Below are 15,061 nucleotides of genomic sequence, written 5' to 3' on the forward strand. Positions count from 1 at the left end.
CTTTATTAACTTAGGCTTAGGGGTTTATTTAAATTGAATTCCATCCTTTTGAACGGCGAGTTCACCTGTTAAACAATTATTTTTTATCCATCTTAATACTTCATCTGCTAGTTCGTTTGCAAGGATTCGATCGATGGCTGTTGGGTTTACTCCCATGCATAATGCTTCATCAATTTCTGTATATTTCCAATCTACATCAAGCTTACTAATCACGGAATTTTGGATTACCTCTTTTGAAGTTTCGCTGTATATTAAGACATTAGAAGTTTTTATATATGTATACCTCTTCATTATTGCGTCACATAAGGCGGTAATTTCTTCTTCCTCGTAATCTACTGCTAAATAGTTCCCATCCACTGCAAGAGAGATGTCCTGCAACATATTGGTCGACGGATTCCCCTCTATCGAAAAACCAAATAATCTTGGTTTATCATATTTAAGAGAATGAATGGTATCCTGAACTTTTAACACATTCTGAGTAATACTGTTAAGTGCTGTATCATACCCTAAAGTCCAGTCATTTCCTTTCATGTTATTGTAAATGGAAACTGGAACAAATAAGGTACGAATGGCTTCTTTATTGGCTATAGAAGTTTGCCATATTTCTTTGGCATGCGCATCCCCAATTACAACTGTCATATCCATTGGAGCAAGTGCTTGATTCCACTGATAGTTTACTGGTGTAGAGCTTACCTTTAAGATAGCATGGCTTAAATATGGTGCATCACTAACTTCTTTCAATTCCGTATAAGTGACTTCACCTGATTCTCTGTCTATTTCAAGTCCAAATAGTTGATGCATAGAAGCTAACTCCTCATATAATCGATGAAGAATTTGTTTTACCCCTGAAGGCACACAACCTAAGACAATCACACCAACCTTCAACATCTTACCCCCTAACTTTTACATAAGCTATACGTAACTAATAATATACAGAAAAATGTCCATGATTTTTGAAGAAAAAGTATTTTTTTACCTTTTCTTCTCAATGATATATTTTTCCAAAACCATTATACCATACAACTTTCAAAGAATAAACCATACATATTTAGTATAACCTATTAATGGTACGTACAAGTTATAATATGTTTCATTTGATAAATAGGAGGTCAATTTGTCCTACTATTAACAATAATATGATTCTAATTCTTTAATTCCATTAATTCTATTAGTATGTCTTCCACCTAGAAATTCTGCGCTTAACCACGTATCTACAATTAAGCATGCTAATCCTTCACCAGTAACTCTTTCTCCTAAACAAAGGATATTGCTATCATTATGTTCTCTTGTTGCTTTAGCTGAGAACACATCTCCGACAACCGCGGCACGTATTCCAGTGATTTTATTTGCAGCAATACTCATACCAATCCCCGTTCCACAGCACAAAATCCCTAATTGGTTCGCTCCATTCACAATAGATTCGCCAACATTTTTGGCGTAATCTGGAAAATCTACACTTTCCCGACTATGACAACCAAAATCCTCTACTTCCAAGCCAGTTTTAAGTAGATGTGCTTTTACCGCTTCTTTTAGCTGATATCCGCCATGATCACTAGCTATTGCTATTTTCATAAACTCATCCATCCTTCCTAGTTATGATGGTTCTTTTTCAGATGTATTCTATCATAAAAGCAACCATTTGTATTCGGTTTCAAGTGAAAACTTATTAATTTTTAATAGTAGTAGTGATGTTTAACAGTCTTTATGGAAAAATGAAAAGGCTGGGACAAAAGTATTCCAGCCAAGGATAATTCCGAACAATTATACGAAGATGCTAATCAAAGTTCCGTATAATTGTTTGGTTTTTTATTCGTTTTTTAAAGGATGTTTCCATGTAGTTTAGTGCGATTCCCCGCAGCCGGAATACACTTCGCTATCCGTGGGGCTCGCGCTGAGCCGCTTCGGCTTCGCCTGCAGGGTCTCAGGCTGTCTCGCTAATCCCCGTGGCGCCTTCGTGTATTCCGGCTGCTCTGTTTTTCCAACTAATTATATTTCCTCTTGTAAAAGTATGCGAAAGCAGCCGCTATTTACTAGCTAATTCGATATTGTTCGTCTTTACAGAGTATCTATTTAGTTATGTCCATCCTCTTTTTCTGCTACTTGATTAAAAGATAAAGCATATATTAAAAATCAAAATTATCTGGATCTGGACCAACTCGTTGATCCATGTTTAATGCATCGATCTTATCCATTTCTTCTTTTGTTAAAGTAAAATCAAATACATTTCCATTTTCGATTATACGGTGCTCTTTCACGGATTTCGGAATCGTAACAATACCATTTTGCAAATCCCATCGAATAATTACTTGCGCAACAGATTTCTGATACTTTGTAGCAATCTCTACTAATTCAGGCTGATCTAATAATTGGCCTTGCATTAATGGAGACCATGCTTCTACTTGAATTCCAAGACTCACACAATAAGCAATTAATTCTTTCTGCGTTAGGCGTGGATGCAATTCAATTTGATTGATCATTGGTTTCATTTCTGCATCTTTCATTAATTCCTCTAAATGATGGATTTGAAAATTACTTACCCCAATCGCTCTTACTTTCCCCGCTTTGTATAGTGTTTCTAATGCTCTCCATGCTTCTTTATATTTGCCTTCTTTTGGCCAATGAATAAGGTATAAATCTAAATAATCTAGTCCCAATTTTTCTAGACTTACTTCATAAGCTTTTAGTGTCTCTTCATAGCCTAAATCGTCTGTCCATACTTTTGAAGTAATAAACAAGTCTTCTCTCGCAACTCCTGCTTCTTGCATTCCTTTTTTTATTCCTTCACCAACTCCAGCTTCATTCCCATAAATAGCTGCCGTATCAATGCTGCGATAGCCATTTTTAATCGCAGAGCTTACAGCATCAACGAGTATTTGACCTTCTTCCACCTTAAATACGCCTAATCCTAACCAAGGCATCTTTACTCCGTTTGTTAAATTAACTGTATCTTGTAAGTTTTTCATCGTGTTAAAACTCCTTTTTGTAATGAATTTTTTTCTAAAACTAAACTGAAACCTGTTAGGAAGATAGCAGCGACAACCATTATTCCGCCAACCCAAGAAGTATGGATTAGTCCTAGTGAATTGGTTACTATTCCTCCTAAATAAGAACCGATAGCAATTCCTGCATTAAAGGCAGCAATATTAACAGCAGAAGCAACATCTACCGCACTTGGTACATAGCGTTCTGCAAGCATTACTACGTAAACCTGCAATCCCGGAACATTCATAAACGCCAATAATCCCATAAAAAGAATGCTTATTAAGCCAATTACTTTAAATGGCAGCGTAAAAGATAAAATGAACAGTACCATTGCTTGAACGATAAACATATAAAATAATGCCTGTAGCGGATTTTTATTAGATAGCTTGCCACCAATCATGTTCCCAATCGCAATTGCCACGCCATACAATAATAAAATTCCTGCTACCGTATTTTGCTGAAATCCTGTTATTTCATGCAGCAATGGAGAAAGATAAGTGAAAACGACAAAAGTTCCACCATATCCTAATGCCGTAATTAAAAAGAGCATTAAAAGTCGAGCGTTTGTAATTAACCGCAATTGGTCTTTAAAGGTTGCACGGCCGCCCTTAGATAAGTTACTTGGTATAAGTACACCATTTGCGATAAACGCAATAATTCCAATAATAACAATGATGATAAATGCCAATCTCCATCCAAAGTGTTGTCCGATAAATGTCCCAAATGGAACTCCCGTTACGGTTGCAACGGTTAATCCGGAGAACATAATAGAGATTGCACTTGCTCTTTTTTCTTTTTCTACTAAATCTGCTGCTATGGTTGAACCAATTGACATAAATATACCGTGAGCAAAAGCTGATACAATACGTGCAATCAGTAAGATTGTGATATTTGGTGCAAATGCAGCTATACTATTGCCGATAATAAAAACAATCATGATCCACAATAATAGTGATTTTCGTGAAAAATTTGAAGTAATAGCTGTCAAAACTGGTGCTCCGATGGTGACGCCGAGTGCATAAATAGAAACGGTTAATCCCGCTGTTGTAATCCCTATATGAAAATCTTCCGCTATTAATGGAAGTAAACCAACACTTATAAATTCCGTAGTCCCAATCGCAAAAGCACTAATAGCTAATGCAATTAAAGCGAAAGTATTCTTTCTATGCTTCAATTTTCTTTTCCTCCTATTAAATATATCGTTAACCACTAGTGGTAGTTTTTTTCTTATCTTGCATTTTAACCGGCAAGTGTTATTATGAATCATATAAGACAAATAGAAAAGTACGTACTTTTTTGTAATGTAGGAACCTAAAAGTTATATAGGTACAAAAAAGTACCTATAAAATGGAGGATATCATGGAAAATAAGAAATATAATATATCCGTCGAAGCCACTTTAGAAGTAATTGGGGGGAAGTGGAAATGTGTGATTTTATGCCACTTAACACATGGTAAAAAGAGAACAAGTGAGTTAAAACGATTAATGCCAAATATTACACAAAAAATGCTTACACAACAATTAAGAGAATTAGAAGAAGATGGCGTAATTAACCGTATTATCTATCAGCAAATACCACCAAAAGTAGAATATGAATTAAGTGACTATGGAAAAAGTTTAGAGCCTATTTTAAATGCCCTTTGTGCTTGGGGAGACACTCATATAACTAAAATTTATGGAGATAAAAATTTAGTGTTGGAAGATAGTGTGCTAAATAAATAAGGTTTTACAAAAAAATCTCCTGCTTTTGAAAAATGGGCAGGAGATTCTCATTTTTATCGTTCACAATTTAATGTACTAAATATCGTATAGCCGTTTGTAATTGGATATCATTTTCGTCTTTTTGCTTCGCTATTTTAACCGCTTCTTCCAGCTTCGCAGCCGTTTTTGAATCAATTATGCCAGTTACCTCGAGCGTGTTTTTATCTTGGAATGCTCGCACAGCAACTTCTGTTTGCGGACTATAATAGCCATCTTGTCGATCTGTCGTGAACCCTAGGCTTGTCAAAATTTCTTGTGCATATTTGACTTGTTCATCATTATCTTCTAACTTTAGCGAGTCTACAATTTGCAAAGGATGAGTGTGATATAAATCTGTTTGCTTTACTTCAATGGTTGGTTTTATTCCTTTTTTATGGATCCAATTTCCATCAGGAGTCAGCCATTTAGAAACGGTTAATTTGATTTCACTGCCATCATCCATCAAAATTGGTTGTTGGACTGTTCCTTTTCCAAAGGAATTCTCCCCAATTAGCGGATAATCTGCCCCTTCTTTCAAGGCAGCAGCTAAAATTTCCGAAGCGGACGCACTACCATTATCAATCAGCACTACAACTGGATAGTCCTTTTGTTTATTTAAATCAGAATAAAACGGTTCGCGGTCTCCATTTCTATTCTCTACTTGTAAATAAGGTTTATGGTCAGTTAAAAATTGCTCCACAATAGCGTTCACACTAGTAAGCAATCCACCAGGATTACCGCGGACGTCTAAGATAAGACCAGAAATTTCATTTTTCTCTAAAGTACTTAACGCTTTTTCAAATTCACTTGCCGTATCTTTAGAAAAAGACGTAATTTCTATATAGCCAATCTTTTCTCCACCATCTTTTTTGATATCAGAATAAACCGTTATTTGGGGAACTTCATCTCGTACAATGTCTACCTTTAGCGGTTTATCTACCGATGCTCGTTTAATTTCTAGTTCAACCTTGGTTCCTTTTTCCCCTCTAATTTGGCCAATTACGTCATTTAAGTCTTTTCCTTCTACCTTTTCTCCATTAACGGAAATAATTTGATCTTGTGGTTTAATGCCCGCTTTTTCTGCTGGAGAACCTTTAATTGGAGAAACAATGATCATTTTATCTTCTTCTATACTAATTTCTGCGCCAATTCCTTCAAAAGAAGAATCTAATGCCTGTTCAAATTGTTTTGCAGCCTCTTGATCCATATAAACAGAATATGGATCCTCCAAGGTAGCGAGCATCCCTTTGATTGCTCCATCCTCTAATTTCTGCTTGTCTACATTTTCTACATAATTTTGCAGGATGATCTGATAGGCTTTATCTAACTTATAAAGAGATGTTGTCTCACTTGTTTGATCATTCGTTTGATCCCCTTGTCTTTTTTCTAAAACGGTTATTCCCATATATGTCATTCCTGACCCCGCTAGTAAGGAGCCTGCCATGTAAATAGCCAACCATTTTCGATTCATTTCAACCGTCCCTTCTTCTACAACGATGTATTTATCCCTTTTTTATGTATATGATGGGTTCGGACAACTTATGATGAATCTATTTCATACAAAAAAAAAACGGTGCCAAAGACGAAATAGCTTTAACACCGTTTTTCTTTTTCTAAAAGAATGTATACATGTGGATCAGTAAATTTATTATTCCTTACAACTCTTTTATCCTCAGCACGCGCATTGCATTTAGAACGGCAAGAACCGTAACACCTACATCGGAGAAAACTGCTTCCCACATCGTTGCAATGCCAAAGGCTCCAAGTAATAAAAAGATCGCTTTGACCCCTAAGGCGAATATAATATTTTGCCATACAATTCGTCTTGTACGTTTTGCAACAGACAGCGCTGTTGCTATTTTAGAAGGTTCATCTGTCATAATGACAATATCTGCTGCCTCAATCGCTGCATCTGCACCTAAACCGCCCATTGCCATTCCTACATCAGCTCTTGCTAAAACAGGAGTATCATTTATCCCATCCCCAACAAATAAAATTTTTTCTTTCACCTGCTTTTGTGCATCTAGTTTCTCTATTTCCTCGACTTTATGCTGTGGCAACAGCTCCGCATGAACTTCATCTATTTTTAATAAAGCGCCGATCTTATCGCCAACCTTTTTAGCATCACCGGTTAACATGACCGTTTTCTTTATCCCCAACTCTTTTAAACGTTGAATAGCTTCTTCTGCATCTTCTTTTACCTGATCAGAAATAACAATGGAACCAATAAATTCTTGATTTACTGCCACATAAATAACCGTACCAACTTCTTCGTTTTGTAAGTAATCTATGTTTTCTTTTAACATCAATTTTTGATTACCAGCTAGCACTTTCTTCCCATCAAACTTCACAATAATTCCATGGCCAGATAGTTCCTGATATTCTTCCAAACGTTCCTCGATTATTTGAGCATGATATGCTTTTCTAATGGATTCCGCAATCGGATGATTAGAATGCGCTTCTGCATAAGCTGCATATTCCAAAACTTCTTCTTCTGAAAATCCAGGAGAGGCTTTGATTGAATTTACTTCAAATACTCCTTTTGTTAAAGTACCAGTTTTATCGAAAACAATATACTTAACATCATTTAATGCTTCTAAATAATTGCTCCCTTTTACTAAGATCCCCTTTTTTGATGCTGCACCAATTCCGCCAAAGAATCCTAACGGTATAGAGACAACAAGAGCACAAGGACAAGAAATAACAAGGAAGACTAGTGCACGATACAACCAGTCTGAGAAAGTTGCACCACTTATTAATAGGGGTGGCACGATAGCTAATAAAGCAGCTGTAATCACTACTACCGGCGTATAATATCTTGCAAATTTAGTAATAAAATTTTCAGTAGGTGCTTTGCGATTACTTGCATTTTGTACAAGCTCTAATATTTTCGTGACTGTTGATTCTCCAAAATCCTTTGTTACTTCGATTGTTAGTACTCCGTGATTATTAATAAATCCACTTAGTACCTCATTACCAATCTCGATATCACGAGGGACGGACTCGCCTGTTAACGCTGATGTATCGACAGAAGAGCTTCCTTCTATAACCCGTCCATCAAGCGGAATTTTTTCCCCTGGCTTTACCATAATGATATCACCAATTTTCACTTGCTCTGGTGGCATCTTCTTTAATTCTGTTCCATCCTTTACATTTGCATAGTCTGGCCGTATATCCATTAAGCTAGTAATCGATTTTCTGGAACGATTGACGGCTACCCCTTGGAATAGCTCACCTATTTGATAGAAAAGCATAACCGCTACTCCTTCAGGATATTCCTGAATAGCAAATGCGCCTAATGTTGCAATTGACATTAGAAAATGTTCATCAAATACTTGCCCACGTAAAATGTTTTTTATCGCTCTAAATAAAATGTCTCCCCCAACAATTAAATATGCCAAGAAGAATAGAGCAAATTCGATAATTCCAGTAAACGGAGCTATAATTCCAATCGCTGCAACAATCGTTCCAGCGATTAATCTTCCAATTAATTTCTTTGTATTTTCCGCACCGTGATCATGCGAATGTCCATGCGAATCGTGGTCATGCTTGTGATCATGTGCATGATTATGGGAGGCAGAAGAAGTAGTTCTTTTTCTCTTTTCCACCATTTTCACATGTGGTTCTAGTCTCGTAATTGTTTTTTCAGCCTTTGCTAAAATATTGTTTTGTTCCGATTCATCTAACTGTAAACTTAACGTTTGTGTAGCAAAGTTCACATTACATTCACTAACTCCATTAATGGAGGAAATTCCATTTTCTATTTTCATTGCACAATTAGCACAATCTAAGCCTTCTAATGTAAATTCTTTTTTCAATAGCTGCTTCTCTTCTCCCATCTCTATCCCTACTTTCCTTTGAAAATTTTATCTATTACACACTGACTTATATTATTTTTTAATATATGAACAATTATTCATATACTCATATTTATATTATATGAATTATCTTATAAAAGTGTCAATCTATATTCTGATTTTTTATAATAAAGAAACTTCCATCAGTGGAGTATAAAAAAGAAGGGAAGGCATCTTGAAAACATCAAAAAGACTGTAGAATCCCCTTTCCTTCTAGAAGCTTCTACAGTCAATATAGATATTAGAAAGTATTTGTTACTTAGTGATGTCTTGCATGATCAATCATTTGTTTTAATACACCCATTACATGCTCATCATCACAGGAATAAATCATTGTTGTTCCTTCTCGCTTATATTTAACTAAGCGCAAATTCTTTAAAAAACGAAGTTGATGAGAAACAGTCGATTGGAGCATATGCAGATTTTCTGCGATTTCATTAACAGAATGCTGCTTTTTTGACAATAAATGGAGGATTTTTATCCTTGTAGGGTCTGATAGTGCTTTAAACGTTTGAGAAACAATAAATAGTGTTTCTTCATCCAATTCATGCTTATTTATTGGATTCATTGATTCATTTTTATCATTAAATTCGCTCATCTATAATCTTACCCCTTTATTATTACAAACCTTTCCATCTATTATAGCATACAAATTTATACTTTCTGTAGCGACATGACTCCTTCTATTTCCTTCTGATATCCAATCTTTCCACCAAAAGAAATAATGGCGTTCATTGAAAAATGAACGCCATAAAGTCGGGTTTAGGAGAAATAACATATGCCTATCATTTCATGTTTAACTCTCCTTATTTCGGATAAACTAGTACTATACTATTCTATTACAATGGAACAATTCCAATTGGATTAATTGCATTTGATTTTGCTTGGTTCCAAGGTCCTTTATGCAATTCAAAATGTAAATGCTGTCCAGTAGAATCACCTGTATTACCCATTGTACCGATACGTTGTCCTTTTGAAACAACATCTCCAGCATTTACTAAACGACTGCCATCTCTCATATGTGCATAAACCGTTGTGTATTGCTGTCCATCAATGTAATGACTAATAAAGATAACTTGTCCATAACTACTTGAATTATACGATCTTATAACTACACCATCTGCCGCCGAATAAATCGGAACAGCTCCAGTCGCTGCAATATCAACACCTGCATGGAAAGTACCCCAACGTTGTCCAAGCCCTGAAGATAAATAGCCGCCGCCTGCTGGACGGGTAAAGTTACCAGATGATACAGAAGTAGATGACTTCGATACACTTGGAGAACTGCTGCCTCCACTAGACGAGCTGATTGATGTAGTTTTATTCGAACTAGATTTAGTAGCTGATGCTTTTTGTGCAGCAGCTTTTTGTGTAGCAGCTCTTTCCGCAGCAGCCTTTGCTTCTGCTTCTTTACGTTGTCTTTCTGCTTCTGCCGCTTTTCTTGCTAATTCTGCTTGTCTTTCTTTCTCTAATTTTATCGCCTTTTCCATAGCTACCTGTTGATCTTTAAGTAGCTGTTCTTCTTCCTCTAAAGAAAGCATTTCTGCATGTACGTGATTTTCCTCTTCTTTCAATTGAGCCATTAATTTGTCTTTTGCTTTTTTCTCTGTATTCAACTGAGAACTTAGCGATTCAAGATCAGCAAGCATTGTTTCTAGTGAGCTTAATTTCGACTTTAGCTCTGCTTTAGAGTCCTCTAATAGCTTTTTATCCGCTTCTTGCTCTTTAATTATCGTTTGATCCGCTTCTACGATTGTTGCTACAGCACCAACTCTATCAATAAAATCACTGAAGCTTTGTGAACCCATTAACACATCTAGGTAATTAACCATACCTCCAGTTTGCTGGTAAGATCTCGCACGCTCTTTCAGTAATTCATTTCTTTTTTCAATCCTTGCTGTTACTTCTTCAATTTGCTTTTCTAATTTTTTCACTTCTTCTTTTGTAGTAGAAATCTGCTCTTTTTTCTCGGTAATTTTGACTTGTGTGCTTGAGATAGACGTATTTAATTTCTTAATCTCTGTTTCTACTGATTCTTGTTCTGAATGAATATCATTTAATTTATTAGAAGAATCATCTAGTTTGGATTTCACATCATTTTGCTTATTCTCAATATTGCTTTTTTCCTTATTCAACTCACTTAGCGAACCTTGGGCATATACCGGTGATGTAGTTGATGCTGTATAAGCGATAACACTACTTATAGTTAACGCAGACACAAGTGTTAATTTTGCAACTTTCTTTTTCATTTAGTACAAGCTCCTTCCCCGTATACCAATATGTAAACTTGGTAAATTTGTTGCTTTCTCTCTTTTTATTCAAATAGAATAGCTTGAAGCACTATAGTTCTCGTTCTCCAAGCTATTGACCCTTAGACTAATTTTTTTATCGACAACCAACTTACACTCTTAAAAACTTGCGGATACTCATTACAGAACCCCAAATTCCAATTACTGCTCCCATTACTAAAAGTAATCCAGACACTTGGAATACAAACGGAGTATAATCTAAAATTTGAATATAGCTTCCTGCTAATTTTGCTATTAAAAATTGATACGCATAATAATAAACTGCGCTAACCGCAGCTATCGGAATAATTGATCCTAATATGCCAAGCCACATACCTTCTAGGAAAAATGGCCAGCGGATAAACCAATTGGTTGCTCCTACTAAACGCATAATTTCAATTTCTTTTCTTCTCGCAACAATCGTAATTTTAATCGTATTGGAAATAAGGAACATTGCTGTAAATAGTAAACCGATGATCAGCACAATCCCTACATTTCTACTCATATCAATTGCGCTAAATAGCTTTTCAACAGTACCTTGTCCATACCTTACTTTTGCAGCGTGTTCAAGCTTCTCAATTTTATCTACTACGGTTAATGTATCTTCTGGATCCTTCGTTTTCACAACAAAGACATCATTTAATGGATTATCCTGTTCAAAGAGTTTAAAGGCATCCCCATCTTCTCCTAGACTACTGATTAAGTTGTCCAATTCTTCCCCTTTAGGAGAAAAGACAACACTACCGACTTCTGGAATAGCCTTTATTTGATCTTCTAGCGTGTTTCTCTCTTCCTCTGTTGCTGCTACATCAATATGCACTCTTATCTCTACATTTTCTTCAATAGAAGTCGCTACATGATTTAAATTCATCATTATAACGAAGAATACTCCAACAAGGATTAATGTGATGGTTACCGCACTAACAGAGGCAAATGTCATCCAACCGTTACGAAGAAGGCTTTTAAAACTTTCTTTTGTGTGCCTAGCTACTGTCCTAGCCTTCATATCCGTATTCACCTCTCGTTTCATCACGTACAATTCTGCCGCCTTCAATAGCAATAACACGGTGCTTTATCGTGTTAACTACTTCACGATTATGGGTTGCCATTATAATTGTTGTACCTCTATTATTTATCGTTTCAAAAATATTCATAATTTCCCATGATGTTTCAGGATCCAGATTTCCGGTAGGCTCATCTGCAATCACTAATTTCGGGGAATTGACAATGGAACGTGCAATGGAAATACGTTGTTGCTCTCCTCCAGATAATTCTGTTGGCAACATCCTTGCCTTATGCTTTAATCCAACCAGTTCTAGAGTCTCCATGACTTTTTTCTTTATATATTTTGGGTTTTCTTCAATAACTTCTAACGCAAAGGCAACATTTTCAAAAACAGTTAACGTAGGAAGGAGCTTAAAATCCTGAAAGACAACTCCCATGTTTCTTCTTAATAATGGAACCTTCTTGTCTTTTAATTTTTCTAAATTTATACCGTTAATTCGAATACTTCCTTGTGTAGGCTTTTCTTCACGATACATCATTTTAATAAATGTAGACTTACCTGCACCACTTGGTCCTACTACATAAACAAATTCACCTTGATTGATCCTAACATTTATCCCATTAGCGGCTATTACACCGTTAGCATACTTCTTCATTACATTCTTCATTTCTATCATCTATTATCACACCTGAATTATTTTTTGTATGGATTATTGAAAAGTGAAGAAGTTACATATGAGTTTGAAAACATAAACGAATCACAGAAGAGTTATATGGAAGTGATTTGGTTTATGAATTTATCCTCTGGCAATAAGTTTAATTTTCCTAACCTATTCCTTCTACTTTTCCATATGATTCAAAAACCAAAATTCGACAACTTTCAACCGACTTAAAGTGACAATCTGTAATTATTCACAGGCTGCCCCTTTGCTTACTTAAGCTATTATATCATCATAATACGTCAAATTAACGTAAAAAATTATTACATTTTCTTTTCAAACATAACATAAAGTACTATTGTTTTCATCATATGCCAACAATTTCTATTAATATAGTACTACAAATCGATCTATTTCCCCTTTATTTTCGTTATTTTTTTCGATAAATAGTATTATATACCTAAATCCATTAATTTTTATTGACATTATTTACATATTAAAAACCGTCTTTTGTTAAGACACAAAAAATTCACAAAATTCATTTCCTGTATACTACATTCTAAAAAAAGAAAATTCGACAAATTTATAATAAAAAGCTGTTTTCGTAAAGTTTGTTGCGATTACCCGCAGCCGGAATACACTTCGCTTTCCGTGGGGCTCGCGCTGAGCCTCCTCAGCTTTGCCTCCGGCTGCTCCATTTTTTCAACTAATTTTTTTTCGATTGAAAAAACAACAATCCTTTAGAAAAACTCTCATGGCGGCGTTACCCGCCGCCACCGTCTATCATGAAAACTTGCTCCTATCCCATGATAGAAAGTCTAAACCACTTAACACCTGACCATAATTAATAGTACAATACGACCAGTCCGAAGACTGTTTGGTGGATCAATACAAGTTGATACCCCGTTAGAAAAACTGGTTGTGACAGTTTAAAAGAACCGTCTAATGTGTTTATAAACACGAATACAAAAATTTTGTATGATGACTTCTGTCGCTTGTATTGTATTAAAAATCTTTGAGGTGATTATATGGAAGCTATGATTGAACGGTGTGCAGGCCTAGATGTACACCAAGAAACAGTAGTTGCTTGTGTTTTATTTGGTTCATTAGATAAAAAACCAAATAAAGAGATTCAAACCTTTCCAACAACCACAAGTGGCCTTTTGGCACTTAGCGACTGGCTATCCTCACACAAAATAACGGATGCTGTAATGGAAAGTACCGGTGTATATTGGAAGCCCGTTTGGAATGTTATAGAATGTGACTTCCAATTAATCCTCGCCAATGCCCAACATGTTAAAAATGTTCCCGGAAGGAAAACAGACGTAAAAGATGCGGAGTGGTTAGCTAAACTTTTGCGTTCTGGACTAATTGAAAAAAATTTTGTACCGCCCAAAGAAATTCGTGATTTGCGAGATTTAACCCGGTATCGTAAAAAACTCATCCATACACGAACTTCTGAGCGCAATCGAATCCACAAAATTCTACAGGATGCAAATATTAAACTAACTTCTGTTTTATCTGACATTTTTGGTGTCACTGGTTGTCGCATTATTGAAGCCCTAATAAACGGCGAAAAAATAGGTGTGTTTGAACTTCAACAAATGGTTGATTCAAGAGTTAAGGCGAGCACAACAGATATTGCAGAAGCCCTTAACGGTGGAATACGTAAACATCATATTGATATGTTACGTTTCCATTGGGACCATATCAATCACATCGATGAAACAATCGAAAAAGTAGTTGAACGCATAGACCAAGCGCTTATTCCTTATCAAGAGGAGTGCGAACTACTAGATACCATACCGGGTGTGGATAAAAATGCATCCGCAATCTTTATAGCTGAAATGGGTGTAGACATGTCAGTATTTAAAAGTTCTAAACATCTAGCCTCATGGGCTGGAGTGAGTCCAGGAAATTATGAGAGTGCCGGTAAAAAAAAAACAGGTAAAACTCAGTACGGAAACAAATCATTAAGAACCACCGCTGTTGAATGTTCCATGGCTACAGATAGACAGTATAATCGCATATCTGCACATAGAAAAAGAATTATGAAACGACAAGGAAAATCGAAAGCACGGATCGCTTCCGCTCATTTAATCCTAACAATTGCTTACAATATTTTAAAAACAAGGCAACCATATCAGGAACTAGGCCCTGATTATGTTGATCTCGAACAAAGTAAAGAACAAAAAATGATTCAATACTTAAAAAGGAAAGGGTATCGTATTGAACCCACTAATGAACAAATTGCTTAATGAATAACAAAAGCACTATATTTAATCATTCCTAGCCTTTTAAAAAAGTTCAAATTTAGAAGGTTCAGCTTAGTGTTGCCTTTTACCTAAAGAGTTTTCATACAAACAGCCTAATAAAAAGAATATCTTCTTTAGTTCCGATTCCTTTTAAACCCAATGAATCATCCCTAAAAAAGATATTCTTAATAAAGTGAAACTTCCATCAGTGGGGGCTTTCCTTTATCCCCACTGATGGTTAGTTGAACCAATCGGACCTTTACGGACAGTTGATC

The 15,061-nt window shown here is 35.7% G+C and carries 12 protein-coding genes; 2 read left to right on the top strand and 10 right to left on the bottom strand.

The features are described from left to right. Positions 1-24: 24 nt before the first annotated feature. The 4 genes from HHU08_RS19820 to HHU08_RS19835 all read right to left on the bottom strand — a co-directional run bounded on the left by HHU08_RS19820 (position 25) and on the right by HHU08_RS19835 (position 4,156). Positions 25-888, bottom strand: a complete 864-nt coding sequence (locus tag HHU08_RS19820; protein ID WP_226752518.1) for a 6-phosphofructokinase — start codon at positions 886-888, stop codon at positions 25-27. Between the two features lie 237 nt (positions 889-1,125). Beyond that, positions 1,126-1,572, bottom strand: coding sequence for a ribose 5-phosphate isomerase B (gene rpiB, locus HHU08_RS19825; RefSeq protein ID WP_016203434.1), 447 nt, complete (start codon positions 1,570-1,572; stop codon positions 1,126-1,128). Positions 1,573-2,123: 551 nt separating this feature from the next. Continuing rightward, positions 2,124-2,963 carry an aldo/keto reductase gene (locus HHU08_RS19830; protein ID WP_169189114.1) on the bottom strand — a complete coding sequence of 280 codons (840 nt, stop codon included), beginning with the start codon at positions 2,961-2,963 and terminating at the stop codon, positions 2,124-2,126. Further along, positions 2,960-4,156: an MFS transporter gene (locus HHU08_RS19835; protein WP_169189115.1), complete on the bottom strand. Its 1,197-nt coding sequence runs from the start codon at positions 4,154-4,156 to the stop codon at positions 2,960-2,962. The genes HHU08_RS19830 and HHU08_RS19835 overlap by 4 nt, the downstream gene beginning before the upstream one ends. A gap of 185 nt (positions 4,157-4,341) precedes the next feature. Here HHU08_RS19835 and HHU08_RS19840 point away from each other — a divergent pair, with 185 nt between their 5' ends. Further along, positions 4,342-4,704, top strand: a complete 363-nt coding sequence (locus HHU08_RS19840) for a winged helix-turn-helix transcriptional regulator (RefSeq protein WP_016203437.1) — start codon at positions 4,342-4,344, stop codon at positions 4,702-4,704. Between the two features lie 67 nt (positions 4,705-4,771). On the opposite strand, the gene HHU08_RS19845 is transcribed toward HHU08_RS19840, so the two are convergent. The 6 genes from HHU08_RS19845 to ftsE form a co-directional block, all read right to left on the bottom strand. Beyond that, positions 4,772-6,193 (bottom strand): S41 family peptidase, encoded by a 1,422-nt coding sequence (locus tag HHU08_RS19845; protein ID WP_169189116.1) that lies wholly within the window; start codon positions 6,191-6,193, stop codon positions 4,772-4,774. Positions 6,194-6,377: 184 nt separating this feature from the next. Then, the gene (locus HHU08_RS19850; RefSeq protein WP_169189117.1) at positions 6,378-8,561 is read right to left on the bottom strand and encodes a heavy metal translocating P-type ATPase; all 2,184 of its coding nucleotides are present in this window, start codon (positions 8,559-8,561) and stop codon (positions 6,378-6,380) included. Between the two features lie 277 nt (positions 8,562-8,838). Then, complete coding sequence (locus tag HHU08_RS19855; protein ID WP_101729321.1) at positions 8,839-9,177, bottom strand: ArsR/SmtB family transcription factor; 339 nt, start codon at positions 9,175-9,177, stop codon at positions 8,839-8,841. Positions 9,178-9,418: 241 nt separating this feature from the next. After that, entirely contained in the window at positions 9,419-10,828 is a 1,410-nt protein-coding gene (locus tag HHU08_RS19860; protein WP_169189118.1) for a murein hydrolase activator EnvC family protein, read from the bottom strand. A gap of 151 nt (positions 10,829-10,979) precedes the next feature. Beyond that, the gene (gene ftsX / locus HHU08_RS19865) at positions 10,980-11,873 is read right to left on the bottom strand and encodes a permease-like cell division protein FtsX (RefSeq protein WP_016203443.1); all 894 of its coding nucleotides are present in this window, start codon (positions 11,871-11,873) and stop codon (positions 10,980-10,982) included. Beyond that, positions 11,863-12,549: a cell division ATP-binding protein FtsE gene (gene ftsE / locus HHU08_RS19870; RefSeq protein WP_016203444.1), complete on the bottom strand. Its 687-nt coding sequence runs from the start codon at positions 12,547-12,549 to the stop codon at positions 11,863-11,865. The genes ftsX and ftsE overlap by 11 nt, the downstream gene beginning before the upstream one ends. A gap of 1,010 nt (positions 12,550-13,559) precedes the next feature. On the opposite strand from ftsE, the gene HHU08_RS19875 reads away from it, so the two are divergent. Continuing rightward, a complete protein-coding gene (locus HHU08_RS19875; RefSeq protein WP_100525939.1) occupies positions 13,560-14,789 on the top strand; it encodes an IS110 family RNA-guided transposase in 1,230 nt (409 codons plus the stop codon). The last annotated feature ends 272 nt before the right edge of the window (positions 14,790-15,061 follow it).

Origin of the sequence: Niallia alba, assembly GCF_012933555.1 — a bacterium.
Lineage (GTDB): Bacteria > Bacillota > Bacilli > Bacillales > Cytobacillaceae > Niallia > Niallia alba.

Coding starts and splice junctions, on each gene's coding strand:
- HHU08_RS19830 (WP_169189114.1), bottom strand. CDS start 2,963: ATGAAAAACTTACAAGATACAGTTAATTTAACAAACGGAGTAAAGATG.
- HHU08_RS19820 (WP_226752518.1), bottom strand. CDS start 888: ATGTTGAAGGTTGGTGTGATTGTCTTAGGTTGTGTGCCTTCAGGGGTA.
- rpiB (WP_016203434.1), bottom strand. CDS start 1,572: ATGAAAATAGCAATAGCTAGTGATCATGGCGGATATCAGCTAAAAGAA.
- ftsE (WP_016203444.1), bottom strand. CDS start 12,549: ATGATAGAAATGAAGAATGTAATGAAGAAGTATGCTAACGGTGTAATA.
- HHU08_RS19860 (WP_169189118.1), bottom strand. CDS start 10,828: ATGAAAAAGAAAGTTGCAAAATTAACACTTGTGTCTGCGTTAACTATA.
- HHU08_RS19840 (WP_016203437.1), top strand. CDS start 4,342: ATGGAAAATAAGAAATATAATATATCCGTCGAAGCCACTTTAGAAGTA.
- HHU08_RS19855 (WP_101729321.1), bottom strand. CDS start 9,177: ATGAGCGAATTTAATGATAAAAATGAATCAATGAATCCAATAAATAAG.
- ftsX (WP_016203443.1), bottom strand. CDS start 11,873: ATGAAGGCTAGGACAGTAGCTAGGCACACAAAAGAAAGTTTTAAAAGC.
- HHU08_RS19845 (WP_169189116.1), bottom strand. CDS start 6,193: ATGAATCGAAAATGGTTGGCTATTTACATGGCAGGCTCCTTACTAGCG.
- HHU08_RS19875 (WP_100525939.1), top strand. CDS start 13,560: ATGGAAGCTATGATTGAACGGTGTGCAGGCCTAGATGTACACCAAGAA.
- HHU08_RS19850 (WP_169189117.1), bottom strand. CDS start 8,561: ATGGGAGAAGAGAAGCAGCTATTGAAAAAAGAATTTACATTAGAAGGC.